We start from the raw sequence: 12,467 nt of genomic DNA, 5'->3' as shown, positions 1-12,467 counted from the left end.
AGAGAGAATACGTGCTCACGCCCAAACGCCGGGAAACCTCCCGAACCGGATACCCCCGCACCGTGATCCGATGCACCCCATCCCGCTTGAACCCGTCGCTGTAGTTGCCTGTCCCCATGTCGGCCTCCTCGCCTCAAAGTTAGGGGGCAAAGCGTCTACAAATCTAGGGGCACCTCACCGGCCGCAACCGGAGAGCCGTCCACTGCCCGGCAGGGCATTGCGCAGCAATGTCCCGAGAGGGTTCAGCCAAAGCCTCGATCTCTTCGGTTGTTTCGGCGGCACCTTCAGCCCCTCCCGTTTCCACAGCCGTTCGACACGGCCATCGCTGACCTGCCAGCCAGCGTCTCTCGGCAGCGCCGCGACACGACGGTATGCGCACTTCGCGGATCGCGGCCACGCGTGCCGTCCATTGTCCAACAAGCACATCAACCTGCCGCAACTACTGAACTATTTCCTCTGGCTTGTGTTTCTTGTCCGCCATTCACTGTCCTCCGTATCCTAAACATGACGGCGGACCAATTCAGATGGGGAGGTTCACAGTGACGAACTCCCCGGGCCTTCCAGACATTCTCGGTGCCCCGGACTACCTGTTGAAAGCGTATTCAAACGACGAACGGGTCCTCTAAGGGACCGGGCAGATCGCAGCCACAGCAGAGGTCGCAGACAATGCCGACAATCTGCTCAAGCGTCCGGATGTTGCCTTTGTTGACCTTTGATCGGCGAAGAACAATTGCCGGTATGTCAGAATGACCCGGGCCTGATTCGGGAGCGGCCGCGTACAGCGCATTTCAGAACGCCACCGGGACGCTGCCGCCTCACTCTGCCCCGGCCCCGCCATCTGTCTGTTTCTTCTTTTTCTTCAAAGCCGCCAACTTGGCCTTCAAAACCCCCTTGCGGCGGTTCTGGTAGGCGCGGATGAGCGGCACCGACAGATAATAGCACAGCAGCCCGGTGACGATCCCGGGGATGATGCCTCCGACCATGTAGGGAAAGAACACCTCGTCATAGAATATTCGCAGATCGCTCCAATCCGCCTTATCCGGCGTGAAAAGCGCGATGACGTTGTTCCAGAGGTTATCCGCCGCATGGGCGAACTTTTGCCCCAGCGAACCGTGTTCCGACGGGCCCTCGATTTCGAGCAGCCAGTACCCCGTCCGCATCGACACCACGCCGATGGGCACATAGGTCAGCGGGTTGCCGAAGAAAGTGGCGAGCAGCGAGGCGATGATATTGCCGCGCAGAACCCAGGCCAGCACCCCCGCAATCAGAAAATGCAGGCCGTAGAACGGTGTGAAGGTGGTGAAGACCCCGGCAAAGATCCCGCGCGCGATCGTTTCCGGCGGATCTGGCAGGCGGTTGAGGCGGTGCTGCACGTAACGGGCCGCGCGCGCCCAGCCGCCCTTCGGCCAGAGCGCCTCGACCAGGACCTTCCAGATCGGGCGCCTGTCCCTGCGCTTGAAGACCAAGAGCCGCCCCTCCTACTCGGCCGCCGCCGGGGCGGTCACGAGGGACGGGTCGCGCATACGCTCGACCGAGGCGACATCGCTTTCGGCTTCGAGCGCGGAAATGACCGAATGCAGTTGTTCCGCGCCGCGCAGTTCCACATCCATCAAAAGCCGGTAGAAATCCGGTTTGCGGTCGGCGAATTTCAGATCCGAGATATTGGCCTTCTGTTCGCCGATCAGCGTGCAGATGCGGCCAAGGACACCGGCGTCGTTGCCGATGGTCATGTCCAGCGTGACGGAATATACCGCCGGGTGCTGCCCGTCGGCCCAGTGCAGATCCAGCCATCGCGCGGGCTGATGTTCGTATTCGGCCAGCGCCTCGCAGTCGATTGCATGAACGATCACGCCGCGCCCGCGCTGGGTGATGCCGACGATGCGTTCGCCCGGCAACGGCTGGCAGCAAGACGCGCGTTCGAACCCCTGACCGTGCGCCAGACCGATGACGGCGCGATTGACCTCGACCTCGGTATGCTTGGCGCGCGGGGCGAGGTCGGGATAGACCGCCTGCACCGCCTCGCGCGCGCTGAGTTCGGCGCTGCCCAGCCGTGCCAACAGGGTCTGGGCATCCTCGAGCCGCAGGGTCTTGGCCGCTTTTTCCAGCACCTTGTCGGTCGCTTTCTTGCCGACATGCTCGAAAGCCGAGCGCGCCAGCTCGCGCCCCAGTTTGATGAACCGCTCGCGATTAGCTTCGCGCAGGGCGCGGCGGATGGCCGATTTGGCCTTGCCGGTGGTGGCGATGTCCAGCCAGGTCGCCTGTGGCGTCTGGCCCTGCGCGGTGATGATCTCGACCGACTGGCCGTTCTTCAGCCGTGTCCAGAGCGGCACGCGTATGCCATCGACCTTGGCGCCGACGCAGGCCGATCCGATCCGCGTGTGGATCGCATAGGCGTAATCCAGCGGCGTCGCCCCACGCGGCAGCTTGATCACGTCACCCTTGGGCGTAAAGCAAAAGACCTTGTCGGAATACATCTCAAGCTTGACGGCTTCCATGAAGTCTTCGTGATCTTCCTCGGCGTCGAACTGCTCGGTCAGTGAGCTGATCCACTTGGCCGGATCGACGGCAAAGGGGTTTTCCGAACGCACCCCGTCGCGGTACGACCAATGCGCGGCGACCCCGGTTTCGGCCACGTCGTGCATCTGCCGGGTGCGGATCTGCACCTCGACCCGCTTGCCATCGCGGCCCGACACCGTGGTGTGGATGCTGCGATAGCCGTTCGACTTGGGCTGGCTGATGTAATCCTTGAACCGCTCCGGCACCGCGCGCCAGCGCTGGTGGATCGCCCCCAGCGCGGCGTAACATTCGGCCTCTGTCCGGGTGATGACGCGAAAGCCGTAGATGTCGCTGAGCCGGGAAAAGCCCATCTCTTTTTCCTGCATCTTGCGCCAGATCGAATAGGGCTTCTTGGCGCGGCCGAATACCTCGGCCTCGACGCCCGCCTGCTCCAGCTCGTGCACCATGTCCGAGGTGATGCGGTGGATGACGTCGCCGGTTTCCTTCTGCAGCGTGATGAAGCGGCGGATGATGCTGGCGCGTCCCTCTGGGTTGAGCACGCGAAAGGCCAGATCCTCCAGTTCTTCGCGCATCCACTGCATGCCCATCCGGCCCGCCAGAGGCGCGAAGATATCCATCGTCTCGCGCGCCTTCTTGGCCTGCTTTTCCGGCTTCATCGCCTTGATGGTGCGCATGTTGTGAAGCCGGTCGGCAAGCTTGACCAGGATCACCCGCAGATCCTTGGACATGGCCATAAAGAGCTTGCGGAAGTTTTCCGCCTGCTGGGTCTCTGTGCTGGACAATTCAAGGTTGGTCAGCTTGGTGACGCCGTCGACCAGATCGGCCACCTCCGACCCGAATTTCGCGGAGATCTCGGAATAGGTGGATTTGGTGTCTTCGATCGTGTCGTGCAGCAGCGCCGTGATGATCGTGGCGTCGTCGAGCTGCTGTTCGGTCAGGATCGCGGCCACCGCGACGGGGTGGCTGAAATAGGGTTCGCCCGAGCGGCGGAACTGGCCGTCGTGCATGTCGCGGCCATAATCGTAGGCCGCGTGAATAAGCGCTGCGTTGGTCTTGGGATTGTAGTTGCGGACCAGGGCAACAAGATCATCCGCCGCGATCATGGGCGTGTCACCTTTCCGGTCCCGACCAGGGCGTTAGCCCTGGCCCTGCGCCTCCATCAGAGCGCGCAGCAGCTTTTCCTCGGACATGTCGTCTTCGGCGGGTTTGTCGGCCTCGGCCCCCATCAGCAACGCCATGGCGTCGTCTTCGGGTTCGTCGACCTCGATCTGCGACTGGTTCGACTCGATCAGGCGTTCGCGCAGATCGTCGGTCGATTGGGTTTCCTCGGCGATCTCGCGCAGCGCGACGACTGGGTTCTTGTCGTTGTCGCGATCCACGGTCAGGGCGGCACCGCTGGCGATTTCGCGCGCACGATGCGCGGCCAGCATCACCAGCTCGAACCGGTTGGGAACCTTGTCAACGCAGTCTTCTACCGTCACGCGGGCCATGGGCGCCTCTTTCTCAGATCACATTCGGAAAGGCACATGTAACGCGCCGCAGCCTTATTGACAAGGCGCGAAACGATCACAAAGGCACCACCCCGGCCCGGTCGGCCGAGGGGAGCGCATCGCAGAGCGAACGGGCCGTCCTGCCCAGCGTCGGATGCACCCACTGTGCCGCAATATCGCATAGCGGCACAAGAACGAATGCGCGGTCCTGGATGCGCGGATGCGGCAGGATCAGCTCGTCGGGGGCCTCTTCGCGCTGCCGCTCGGGCGGCAATGCGCGCCATTCCGCCTGTTTTCGCGCATCCGGCAGCACCAGATCGCCGATGCCGATCAGGTCGAGATCGAGGCTGCGCATTCCCCAGCGCTGCACCCGCTCGCGGCCAAAGTCCGTCTCGACCGTGTGCAAGAGCGCCAGCATCTCCGCCGCCGGCCGGTCGCTGGCGAGCGAAAATGCCGCGTTCACATAATCGGGGCCCGCGCCGGCAGGGAAACAAGGGGTCGAAAAGAACCGGCTGATCCGGCGAATCACCGCCCCCCGCCGGGCCAGTTCGAACAGCGCGGCAGCGACGGTCTGGCGGGCGTCACCGGAACGTGAGCCCATGTTTGACCCCACGGCAACCAGCGTTTCTTGTCCGAAAACGGTAAAAGAGGTATTGTAAACCATCCTATTGATCCCTTGAAAGGCTTGCGAAAATACTTACCCTTGCTTAACCGGTTCCGCCGCACATTACACACTCACGGAAAAGCGGGGCCAATTACCGAAAGGAAATTTTATGTTTTACAAGGACGAACGGCTGGCGCTGTTCATCGACGGATCAAACCTGTACGCGGCCGCGAAGGCGCTGGGGTTCGACATCGACTACAAGCTGTTGCGCCAGGAATTCGTGCGTCGCGGAAAGATGGTTCGCGCTTTCTACTACACCGCGCTGCTCGAGAATGACGAGTATTCGCCGATCCGCCCGCTGGTGGACTGGCTGCACTACAACGGTTTCACCATGGTGACGAAGCCGGCCAAGGAATACACCGACAGTCAGGGCCGCCGTAAGGTGAAGGGAAACATGGACATCGAGCTGACGGTCGATGCCATGGAACTCGCGCCGCGTATCGATCACATCGTGCTGTTCTCGGGCGATGGCGATTTCCGGCCTCTGGTGGAATCGCTGCAGCGTCAGGGCGTGCGCGTGTCGGTCGTGTCGACCATCCGCAGCCAGCCGCCGATGATCGCCGACGAGCTGCGCCGCCAGGCCGACAACTTCATTGAGCTCGACGAACTGCGCGAAGTCATCGGCCGCCCCCCGCGCGAAGCGGTGGCGGAACGCTCGTTCGAGGTTGCCAACGGAAATTGATCCGCGTGACCGATGCTTGCTGAGGCCGCCGCTCTAGGCGGCCTTTTTCTCGCCGCCTTCGGGGCGGCGACCATTCTTCCGTTCCAGTCGGAAATCGTCTTCGTCGCCCTGCAGCTCGAGGCGCTGGTGCCGCTGTGGCTGCTGGTGACGGTGGCCAGCGTCGGCAACACGCTGGGCGCGGTGGTGAATTATGCGCTGGGGCGCGGGGCGGAGCGGTTCAGGGAACGGCGCTGGTTCCCCGCCTCCCAGGCCTCGCTGGCCCGGGCGCAGCGCTGGTATGCGCATTGGGGCGTCTGGACGCTGCTGCTCAGTTGGGCGCCGTTCGGCGATGCCTTCACCGTCATTGCCGGGATCATGCGCACGCCCTGGTGGCTCTTTCTGCTGCTGGTCACCATCGCCAAGACCGGGCGCTACATCGTTCTGGCCTGGCTGACCGCGGCGGCCACCTGACCCGGGGCCGTCGCGCCTCAGTTGCGGAAGACCTGCGCCCGCGCGTTGATCTGGTTGTGCGTCTCGACGACCTGCGGCGGCCATGTGCTCTTGATATAGGCCAGCACGTCCAGGATCTCGTCCGCCGACAGGACCTCGGCAAAGCCCATCATGTTCGATTTGTAACCGCCGCCGACGATGGCCTCGGTGCCAAGCGCGGTGATCCGGACCAGAAGAATGTCGTCGTGGTGCCAGGTGTGGCCGGTCTCGTCATGCGGCGGGGCGGGCAGATAGCCGGCGGCGTCGCGGTCCTTCCAGTTGGGCTGGCCTTCCAGATCGGCGCCATGGCAGGCCGCGCAATTCTCGGCATAGATCGTGGCGCCGTTGGCCACGCGCGCGGGCTCGTCATAGGGCAGGATGCCGGGGCTTTGGCCGGCATTCATCTGCGCCCAGGCAAACCCGCCGAACCCTAACGTCGCGACCGCTGCTGCGGCGCAATAGATTTTCTTCATCTTCAATCCTTGCCAGGTCTTTTCGTTGTTGCCCAAAGGGGTATCGGAACACGCTGCGGCGCGAAACACACAAATCCGTCAGCCGAATCTCAGGGTTTCGATGGTCGCCAGCGCGTCCTCGACTGTCGCCACGGCGCTGTCGGGCATCATCAGCTCGACCAGTTCGGGCTCTTCGCTGACGATCTGGCCGCTGACGATGATGTAGACATTGGGATAGATCAGCCGCACGCAGTGGATCAGCCGCGCCAGCGCCTCTGCCGTGCGCTGCCCGCCTGACGAGAGGCCCAGCACCACCGCCGATACCTTGCCGATCTCGGCCAGGATCGTATCCTGATCGGCGCCGAAGAGCACCTGCACGTCCCACCCGTGCTGACGGAAAAGCTCGGCCGCCATCTCGACGCCGACGCCGTGATCCTCGCCCGGGACCGAGGTGAAGAGCACCGGTTCGGCCCTCGTGATGCGCGGCGGCGGCAGCGCGCGGCGCAGCATGTTGATCAGCTCGAACACCCGCCCGACGCCCGCGGTGACCTCGACGAAGGTGATCACGTCGTCGTTCCAGAGCGTGCCAAGCCGCGACGCCGCCGCCGCGAGGTATTTCGAATAGAGCGTGTCCAGCGTCAGACCGCGCTTCTGCAACCGCTGCATCATCCGCCGCGCGACTTCGGGTTCGGCGCTGATCAGCGCGGTGGTCAGCGCCTCGATATCGGCGGCGTCGGGGTTTTCCAGATCGCCGTCCCGGCCCGACAGGGTCCGGGTCGACAGGCGCTGCACGACGTCGCGCGCCAGCGACTCCAGCGCCGCCTCGGACAAACGTTCGCGCAGCGCCTGCATCCGGCGCTCGGAATTCTGAAAGAATGCGTCGTCCAGATCGTGCATGTCGCGTCAGCCTCCCCCCGTCGGCATGCCATCGTATGCGGTACCGAGTATTTTAGTTTGCAACCCTCGCGGATCAATACCTCCGGCGGCACTGGACGGGCCGGGGACAAGCGCTTAGGTCTGGGACAACGACCGGAGTTGACGCCATGACCAAGCCCCCCCTCACGCTCTATCTGGCCGCGCCGCGCGGGTTCTGCGCCGGTGTCGACCGCGCGATCAAGATCGTCGAGATGGCGCTGCGGAAATGGGGCGCGCCGGTCTATGTCCGCCACGAGATCGTGCACAACAAGTTCGTCGTGGACGGGCTGCGCGAAAAGGGTGCCGTCTTTGTCGAAGAGCTGGAAGAATGCCCGCCCGACCGCCCGGTGATCTTCTCGGCCCACGGCGTGCCCAAGGCGGTGCCCGCCGAGGCCGCCCGGCGCGAGATGGTCTATGTGGACGCCACCTGCCCGCTGGTCAGCAAGGTGCATATCGAGGCCGCGCGCCACCATGAGAACGGTCTTCAGATGATCATGATCGGCCATGCCGGCCACCCCGAGACCGTGGGCACCATGGGCCAGCTGCCCGAGGGCGAGGTGCTGCTGGTGGAAACGGTCGAGGACGTGGCGCGGGTCGCGGTGCGCGATCCTCAGCGGCTGGCGTTTGTGACCCAGACCACGCTTTCTGTGGATGACACGGCGGGTATCGTCGCAGCACTTCAGGCGCGGTTCCCGGCCATCGTCGGGCCCCACAAGGAAGACATCTGCTATGCCACCACCAACCGGCAGGAGGCGGTCAAGGCGATGGCGCCCAGGGCCGATGCGATGCTGGTGGTGGGTGCGCCGAATTCGTCGAACTCCCAGCGGCTGGTCGAGGTCGGCCGCCGCGCCGGCTGCGCCTATGCGCAGCTGGTGATGCGGGCAGGCGATATCGACTGGCGCGCGCTGGAGGGGATCGGGTCAGTCGGGATCACCGCCGGGGCCAGCGCGCCCGAGGTGCTGATCGAAGAGGTGATCGACGCCTTTCGCGCCCGCTATGACGTGACGGTCGAAGAGGTCGAGACCGCGCAGGAAAACGTCGAGTTCAAGGTCCCCCGGGTGCTGCGCGAGCCGGCCTGACGGACCGCCGAGCGCCGCTCGCGCCAAGGCGCATCGCCCCGCCCGCCGTCCCGTGAGGCACAAGTCATGACAAGCTGTGGTTGACATGACGCGTGTTGTCGCGATTCTGGCGCCCCCGGTTCATCGAAGGGTTTCACGCCCATGTCCCTGCAGTTTCTTCTGACCGCCTTCGTCGTCGTTCTGGCCCCCGGAACGGGCGTGATCTACACGCTGGCCGTTGGTCTCGGTCGCGGCGGCGCTGGGCTGCACGCTGGGCATCGTGCCGCATCTGCTGGCGGCGACGCTCGGTCTGGCGGCGCTGCTGCATGCCTCGGCGTTGCTTTTCAACGCGGTGAAATTCGCCGGGGTCGCCTATCTGCTCTACCTCGCCTGGCAATCGCTGAAATCCGGGGGCGCGGTGTCGGTCGATGGCACGGCCCCGGTCGAGCATTGGGCGAAAACCGCCCGGCGCGGGGCGCTGATCAACATCCTCAATCCCAAGCTGTCGCTTTTCTTCCTGGCGCTCTTGCCGCCGTTCCTGTCAGGCGATCCGGCCAGCGCCACGGGCGAAATGATGATGCTGGGGGCGGTGTTCATGGCGATGACCTTTGTCGTCTTCGTGCTTTACGGGCTTTTTGCCGCCGCGGCGCGCGACTGGATCCTGGCCAGCGAGCGGGCGATGCGCTGGCTCAACCGGTCGTTCGCCGCGCTTTTCGCGGCGCTGGCGGGGCGGCTGGCGCTGGAGCGGGCCTGAGGCGCGCCGGGGCTCTGGCCCCGCGCGGCATTTGGCCCTAGAACCCCCGAGGAACCGACCGACAGGAGGAAGACGCTTGCGCCAGATACCCCGCTCCGCCCTGATCCTGGGCCTGGCCGGTGTGATCCCCTTTGCCTGGGGCGCGCTGACGCTGCTGTCGGACGGCGCGGCAAGCTGGGGGCAGGCCAATCTCGGGGCTCGTTTCATCGGGCCTTATGTGCAGCTTTTCTACGGGTCGGTGATTCTGTCGTTCATGTCGGGCGTGCTTTGGGGTTTTGCCACCAAGGCCCAAGGCGGGCGCGCGGCGACGGGCTATGCCTTGTCGGTGATCCCGGCGCTCTGGGCGTTCTTCATGACCGGCGGCGGGCCGGTGTCGGCGGGGATGAACCTGATCTTCGGCTTTCTGGGGCTTCTGCTGCTGGACTGGGCGTTCTGGCGCTGGGGGCTGGCGCCGGAGTGGTGGATGCGGCTGCGCGGCCTCTTGACCGCGCTGGTGGTGGCCTGCCTGGCGGTGGGGGTGATCCTGTGACCGACCCAGAGACGATCCGCGTCTACGACGCCAGGGCGGGGGAATACGCCGCGCTTACCGGGCGCGATGGCCCGGACCGGACACTGGCCGATTTCATCGCGCGTGTCGTGCCGGGGGGGCGCGTGCTCGATCTCGGCTGCGGGCCGGGCGGGTCGGCGCGCCACATGGCGGCGGCGGGCCTGCAGGTCGAGGCCTGGGACGCCTCGGCCGAGATGGTGGCGCTGGCGGCGCGCCAGCCTGGGGTCGCCGCGCGGCAGGCCGTGTTCGACGATCTGACGGCGATTGCGGCCTATGATGCGATCTGGGCCAACTTCAGCCTGCTGCACGCGCCACGCGCCGACATTCCGCGGCATCTGTCGGCGATTGCCCGGGCGCTGCGGCCGGGCGGGCTCTTTCATATCGCGGTGAAGGAGGGCAAGGGCGAAGCGCGCGACGCGCTGGGCCGGGGCTACACGTATTTCACCGAAGCCGGGCTGACGCGGCTCTTGCAGGACGCCGGGCTGACGCCGGGGCCGTTCAAACGCGGTGTTGACAAGGGCCTTTCGGGCTCGATGGACCCGTGGATTTCGGTGACCGCCCATGGCTGAGCTTTTCGCCTATACCGACGGCGCCTGTTCCGGCAATCCCGGCCCCGGCGGCTGGGGCGTGCTGATGCGCGCGGTGGAGGGCGATACGATCCTCAAGGAGCGCGAACTGAGCGGCGGCGAGGCCGAGACCACCAACAACCGGATGGAGCTTCTGGCCGCGATCAACGCGCTCGAGGCGCTGGCGCGGCCTTCGGCGATCACCATCGTGACCGACAGCGCCTATGTAAAGAACGGGGTGACCGGCTGGATCCACGGCTGGAAGCGCAACGGCTGGAAGACGGCGGCGAAGAAGCCGGTGAAGAACGTCGAGCTCTGGCAGCGGCTGGACGAGGCGAGGGGCCGGCACGACGTGACCTGGGAATGGGTCAAGGGCCACGCCGGCCACCCCGAGAACGAACGCGCCGACGAACTGGCCCGCGCCGGCATGGCGCCGTTCAAGCGCTCGGCCAACGGGGGGTGACGGCGGTGATCCGGTGCAGCACGGCAGCAGGGGGCGCAGGATGACCGTCTTCACCGCGCTCGATTTCGCCTCGGTGCTGGTCTTTGCGCTGACCGGCGCGCTGGTGGCCAGCCGGGCGCAGCTCGACATCGTGGGGTTCGCCTTCATGGCCTGCCTGACGGCGGTGGGTGGCGGCACGCTGCGCGACGTTCTGCTGGACCGCAATCCGGTGTTCTGGATCGCGCAGCCGACCTATCTGGGCGTTGCCACCGGCGCGGCGCTGGTGGTGTTCTTCACGGCGCACCTGGTGGAAAGCCGGTACCGCGTGCTTCTGTGGCTGGACGCCTGCGCGCTGGCTGTGGCGGTGGCCGCCGGATCGGGCATCGCGGCAAGCCTGGATCAGCCGGTGCCGATCGTGCTGGTGATGGGGATGATCACCGGCTGCATGGGCGGGCTGATGCGTGACGTGGTTGCCAACGAGGTGCCGCTGGTTCTGAAACAGGGCGAGCTTTACGTCACCTGCGCCCTCGCCGGGTCGCTGGCCACGGTGATCGCGGGTGCGCTGGGGCTGGGCCCCGAGCTGGCCGCGCTGGCCTGCGCGGGGGCGACCTTTGCATTCCGCGCGGGCTCTTTGCACTGGGGCTGGCACCTGCCGGTCTACAAGGCGCGCCCGCCCCGTAACTAGGCAAGCCCGGGACGGCTTACTGCAGATCGGCGAAGGTTTCTTGCAGCCGCTTGCCGGCTTGGATCACGCGTGCGCGCGTGGTGGCGAGGTTGAAGCGCAGGAAGGTCTCGCCCCCTGGGCCGAAACCGGGGCCGGCACTGGCGGCGATGCGCGCCTGTTTCAGGACCCGGCCGTTGAATTCGTCGAATGTCATGCCTGTGTCCGCGAAATCCACCCAGGCGAGGTAGGTCGACTGCAAGGGCAGCGACCGCACCCCCGGGATCGCGTTGACGGCGGCGTCAAAGACGGCGCGGTTGCCCTCCAGATGGGCGATCTGCGCGTCGACCCATTCGGCGCCTTCGGGGCTGTAGGCCGCCTCGATCATCATCAGCGGCAGCGCCGCGGGCTTGTAATCCAGCGTGGTCAGGCGCTTTTTCATCGCCGCGCGCAGGGTCGTGTCGGGGATGATCATGTTCCCCGTGCGCTGCCCGGCGATGTTGAAGGCCTTGGAGGCGGCGGTCAGCACCACCAGCCGGTCCTCGACATGCGGGGCGGCGATGTGCATCGGCACGAAGTGGTTGCCGGGGTAGACCAGATCGTGGTGAATCTCGTCCGAAACCAGGATCAGATCGTTCCGCGCCGCGAAATCGGCGACGGCGCGCAGTTCCTCCGCGCTCCAGACGCGGCCCGAGGGGTTCTGCGGCGAGCACCACAGCAACACCTTTTCATGGCCCGTCAGCCGCGCCTGCGCGTCCTCGAGGTCGAGCACATAGGTGTCGCCTTCGCGCTTCAGCGGGCATTCGGTCACCTCGCGGCCCGACTTGTCAACCTTGGCGCGGAATTCGTGATAGACCGGGTTGAACGTGACCACGCCGTCGCCCGGTGCGCTCCAGACATCGAGGCAGAGCGCGATGCCGTTGCCGAGCCCCTGCGTGGTCAGAATCCAGCCGGTGTCGATCTGCCAGCCGTGGCGGGTCTGCATCCACCATTGGATCGCCTCTAGGTAACCCGGATAGGTCAGCGTATAGCCGAACACCCCGTGATCGGCGGCGCGGCGCAGCGCGTCGATCACGCAAGGGGCGGTCTGATAGTCGCTGTCGGCGGTCCACATGGCCAGGCCATCGTCGGGGGACACGCCATAGAGCGTCTCCATCGCGTCCCACTTCGAGCTGTGACTGCCCCTGCGGTCGATTTCCTTGTCGAATTGGCTGGTCATCGCGTCCTCATGGCTGATTTAGCGCGCACGCT

The 12,467-nt window shown here is 65.5% G+C and carries 14 protein-coding genes and 3 pseudogenes; 8 read left to right on the top strand and 9 right to left on the bottom strand.

Features of this window, described 5'->3' with window-relative positions; genetic code table 11:
• From RXV88_RS15960 to folK, 6 genes and pseudogenes are all read right to left on the bottom strand, one after another.
• Nucleotides 1-118: pseudogene (locus RXV88_RS15960) on the bottom strand (IS3 family transposase); the annotation flags it as partial.
• Nucleotides 119-240: 122 nt separating this feature from the next.
• Nucleotides 241-372, bottom strand: a pseudogene (locus RXV88_RS15955) (IS3 family transposase); the annotation flags it as partial.
• A 443-nt stretch (nucleotides 373-815) separates the two neighbouring features.
• Nucleotides 816-1,466, bottom strand: a complete 651-nt coding sequence (locus RXV88_RS15950) for a DUF2062 domain-containing protein (RefSeq protein ID WP_316294489.1) — start codon at nucleotides 1,464-1,466, stop codon at nucleotides 816-818.
• A 12-nt stretch (nucleotides 1,467-1,478) separates the two neighbouring features.
• Nucleotides 1,479-3,620 (bottom strand): bifunctional (p)ppGpp synthetase/guanosine-3',5'-bis(diphosphate) 3'-pyrophosphohydrolase, encoded by a 2,142-nt coding sequence (locus RXV88_RS15945; protein ID WP_316294488.1) that lies wholly within the window; start codon nucleotides 3,618-3,620, stop codon nucleotides 1,479-1,481.
• A gap of 33 nt (nucleotides 3,621-3,653) precedes the next feature.
• The gene (rpoZ, locus tag RXV88_RS15940) at nucleotides 3,654-4,007 is read right to left on the bottom strand and encodes a DNA-directed RNA polymerase subunit omega (RefSeq protein ID WP_316294487.1); all 354 of its coding nucleotides are present in this window, start codon (nucleotides 4,005-4,007) and stop codon (nucleotides 3,654-3,656) included.
• A gap of 76 nt (nucleotides 4,008-4,083) precedes the next feature.
• Nucleotides 4,084-4,671: a 2-amino-4-hydroxy-6-hydroxymethyldihydropteridine diphosphokinase gene (gene folK / locus RXV88_RS15935; RefSeq protein ID WP_316294486.1), complete on the bottom strand. Its 588-nt coding sequence runs from the start codon at nucleotides 4,669-4,671 to the stop codon at nucleotides 4,084-4,086.
• A gap of 109 nt (nucleotides 4,672-4,780) precedes the next feature.
• Between folK and RXV88_RS15930 the strand changes: the two genes are divergently transcribed.
• Both RXV88_RS15930 and RXV88_RS15925 read left to right on the top strand, forming a co-directional pair.
• Nucleotides 4,781-5,353, top strand: a complete 573-nt coding sequence (locus tag RXV88_RS15930; protein ID WP_316294485.1) for an NYN domain-containing protein — start codon at nucleotides 4,781-4,783, stop codon at nucleotides 5,351-5,353.
• A gap of 12 nt (nucleotides 5,354-5,365) precedes the next feature.
• On the top strand, nucleotides 5,366-5,803 hold the full coding sequence (locus RXV88_RS15925) for a YqaA family protein (protein WP_316294484.1): 438 nt from the start codon (nucleotides 5,366-5,368) through the stop codon (nucleotides 5,801-5,803).
• A 17-nt stretch (nucleotides 5,804-5,820) separates the two neighbouring features.
• Here the strand turns inward: RXV88_RS15925 and RXV88_RS15920 are convergent, their stop codons facing one another.
• Nucleotides 5,821-6,294 carry a cytochrome c gene (locus RXV88_RS15920; RefSeq protein WP_316294483.1) on the bottom strand — a complete coding sequence of 158 codons (474 nt, stop codon included), beginning with the start codon at nucleotides 6,292-6,294 and terminating at the stop codon, nucleotides 5,821-5,823.
• 78 nt (nucleotides 6,295-6,372) lie between these two features.
• Nucleotides 6,373-7,170: a cobalamin B12-binding domain-containing protein gene (locus RXV88_RS15915; RefSeq protein WP_316294482.1), complete on the bottom strand. Its 798-nt coding sequence runs from the start codon at nucleotides 7,168-7,170 to the stop codon at nucleotides 6,373-6,375.
• 146 nt (nucleotides 7,171-7,316) lie between these two features.
• On the opposite strand from RXV88_RS15915, the gene ispH reads away from it, so the two are divergent.
• The 6 genes and pseudogenes from ispH to RXV88_RS15885 all read left to right on the top strand — a co-directional run bounded on the left by ispH (nucleotide 7,317) and on the right by RXV88_RS15885 (nucleotide 11,240).
• A complete protein-coding gene (gene ispH / locus RXV88_RS15910; protein WP_316294481.1) occupies nucleotides 7,317-8,267 on the top strand; it encodes a 4-hydroxy-3-methylbut-2-enyl diphosphate reductase in 951 nt (316 codons plus the stop codon).
• A 141-nt stretch (nucleotides 8,268-8,408) separates the two neighbouring features.
• Nucleotides 8,409-9,000 (top strand): annotated as a pseudogene (locus RXV88_RS15905) (LysE family translocator).
• Between the two features lie 76 nt (nucleotides 9,001-9,076).
• Complete coding sequence (locus RXV88_RS15900) at nucleotides 9,077-9,529, top strand: DUF3429 domain-containing protein (RefSeq protein ID WP_316294480.1); 453 nt, start codon at nucleotides 9,077-9,079, stop codon at nucleotides 9,527-9,529.
• Nucleotides 9,526-10,116, top strand: a complete 591-nt coding sequence (locus RXV88_RS15895; RefSeq protein ID WP_316294479.1) for a class I SAM-dependent methyltransferase — start codon at nucleotides 9,526-9,528, stop codon at nucleotides 10,114-10,116. The genes RXV88_RS15900 and RXV88_RS15895 overlap by 4 nt, the downstream gene beginning before the upstream one ends.
• The gene (gene rnhA / locus RXV88_RS15890; protein ID WP_316294478.1) at nucleotides 10,109-10,576 is read left to right on the top strand and encodes a ribonuclease HI; all 468 of its coding nucleotides are present in this window, start codon (nucleotides 10,109-10,111) and stop codon (nucleotides 10,574-10,576) included. The genes RXV88_RS15895 and rnhA overlap by 8 nt, the downstream gene beginning before the upstream one ends.
• A gap of 40 nt (nucleotides 10,577-10,616) precedes the next feature.
• Complete coding sequence (locus RXV88_RS15885) at nucleotides 10,617-11,240, top strand: trimeric intracellular cation channel family protein (RefSeq protein ID WP_316294477.1); 624 nt, start codon at nucleotides 10,617-10,619, stop codon at nucleotides 11,238-11,240.
• Between the two features lie 16 nt (nucleotides 11,241-11,256).
• Here RXV88_RS15885 and RXV88_RS15880 read toward each other — a convergent pair whose 3' ends face one another.
• Nucleotides 11,257-12,435: a PatB family C-S lyase gene (locus RXV88_RS15880; protein WP_316294476.1), complete on the bottom strand. Its 1,179-nt coding sequence runs from the start codon at nucleotides 12,433-12,435 to the stop codon at nucleotides 11,257-11,259.
• Between the last annotated feature and the right edge of the window lie 32 nt (nucleotides 12,436-12,467).

Source organism: Aestuariicoccus sp. MJ-SS9, from assembly GCF_032586235.1.
GTDB lineage: Bacteria > Pseudomonadota > Alphaproteobacteria > Rhodobacterales > Rhodobacteraceae > Aestuariicoccus.
Note: the sequence above shows the minus strand (reverse complement) of the source record. Positions and strands in the feature narration are given on the sequence as shown.

Coding starts and splice junctions, on each gene's coding strand:
- RXV88_RS15945 (WP_316294488.1), bottom strand. CDS start 3,620: ATGATCGCGGCGGATGATCTTGTTGCCCTGGTCCGCAACTACAATCCC.
- rpoZ (WP_316294487.1), bottom strand. CDS start 4,007: ATGGCCCGCGTGACGGTAGAAGACTGCGTTGACAAGGTTCCCAACCGG.
- folK (WP_316294486.1), bottom strand. CDS start 4,671: ATGGTTTACAATACCTCTTTTACCGTTTTCGGACAAGAAACGCTGGTT.
- RXV88_RS15930 (WP_316294485.1), top strand. CDS start 4,781: ATGTTTTACAAGGACGAACGGCTGGCGCTGTTCATCGACGGATCAAAC.
- RXV88_RS15925 (WP_316294484.1), top strand. CDS start 5,366: ATGCTTGCTGAGGCCGCCGCTCTAGGCGGCCTTTTTCTCGCCGCCTTC.
- RXV88_RS15920 (WP_316294483.1), bottom strand. CDS start 6,294: ATGAAGAAAATCTATTGCGCCGCAGCAGCGGTCGCGACGTTAGGGTTC.
- RXV88_RS15915 (WP_316294482.1), bottom strand. CDS start 7,170: ATGCACGATCTGGACGACGCATTCTTTCAGAATTCCGAGCGCCGGATG.
- ispH (WP_316294481.1), top strand. CDS start 7,317: ATGACCAAGCCCCCCCTCACGCTCTATCTGGCCGCGCCGCGCGGGTTC.
- rnhA (WP_316294478.1), top strand. CDS start 10,109: ATGGCTGAGCTTTTCGCCTATACCGACGGCGCCTGTTCCGGCAATCCC.
- RXV88_RS15885 (WP_316294477.1), top strand. CDS start 10,617: ATGACCGTCTTCACCGCGCTCGATTTCGCCTCGGTGCTGGTCTTTGCG.
- RXV88_RS15880 (WP_316294476.1), bottom strand. CDS start 12,435: ATGACCAGCCAATTCGACAAGGAAATCGACCGCAGGGGCAGTCACAGC.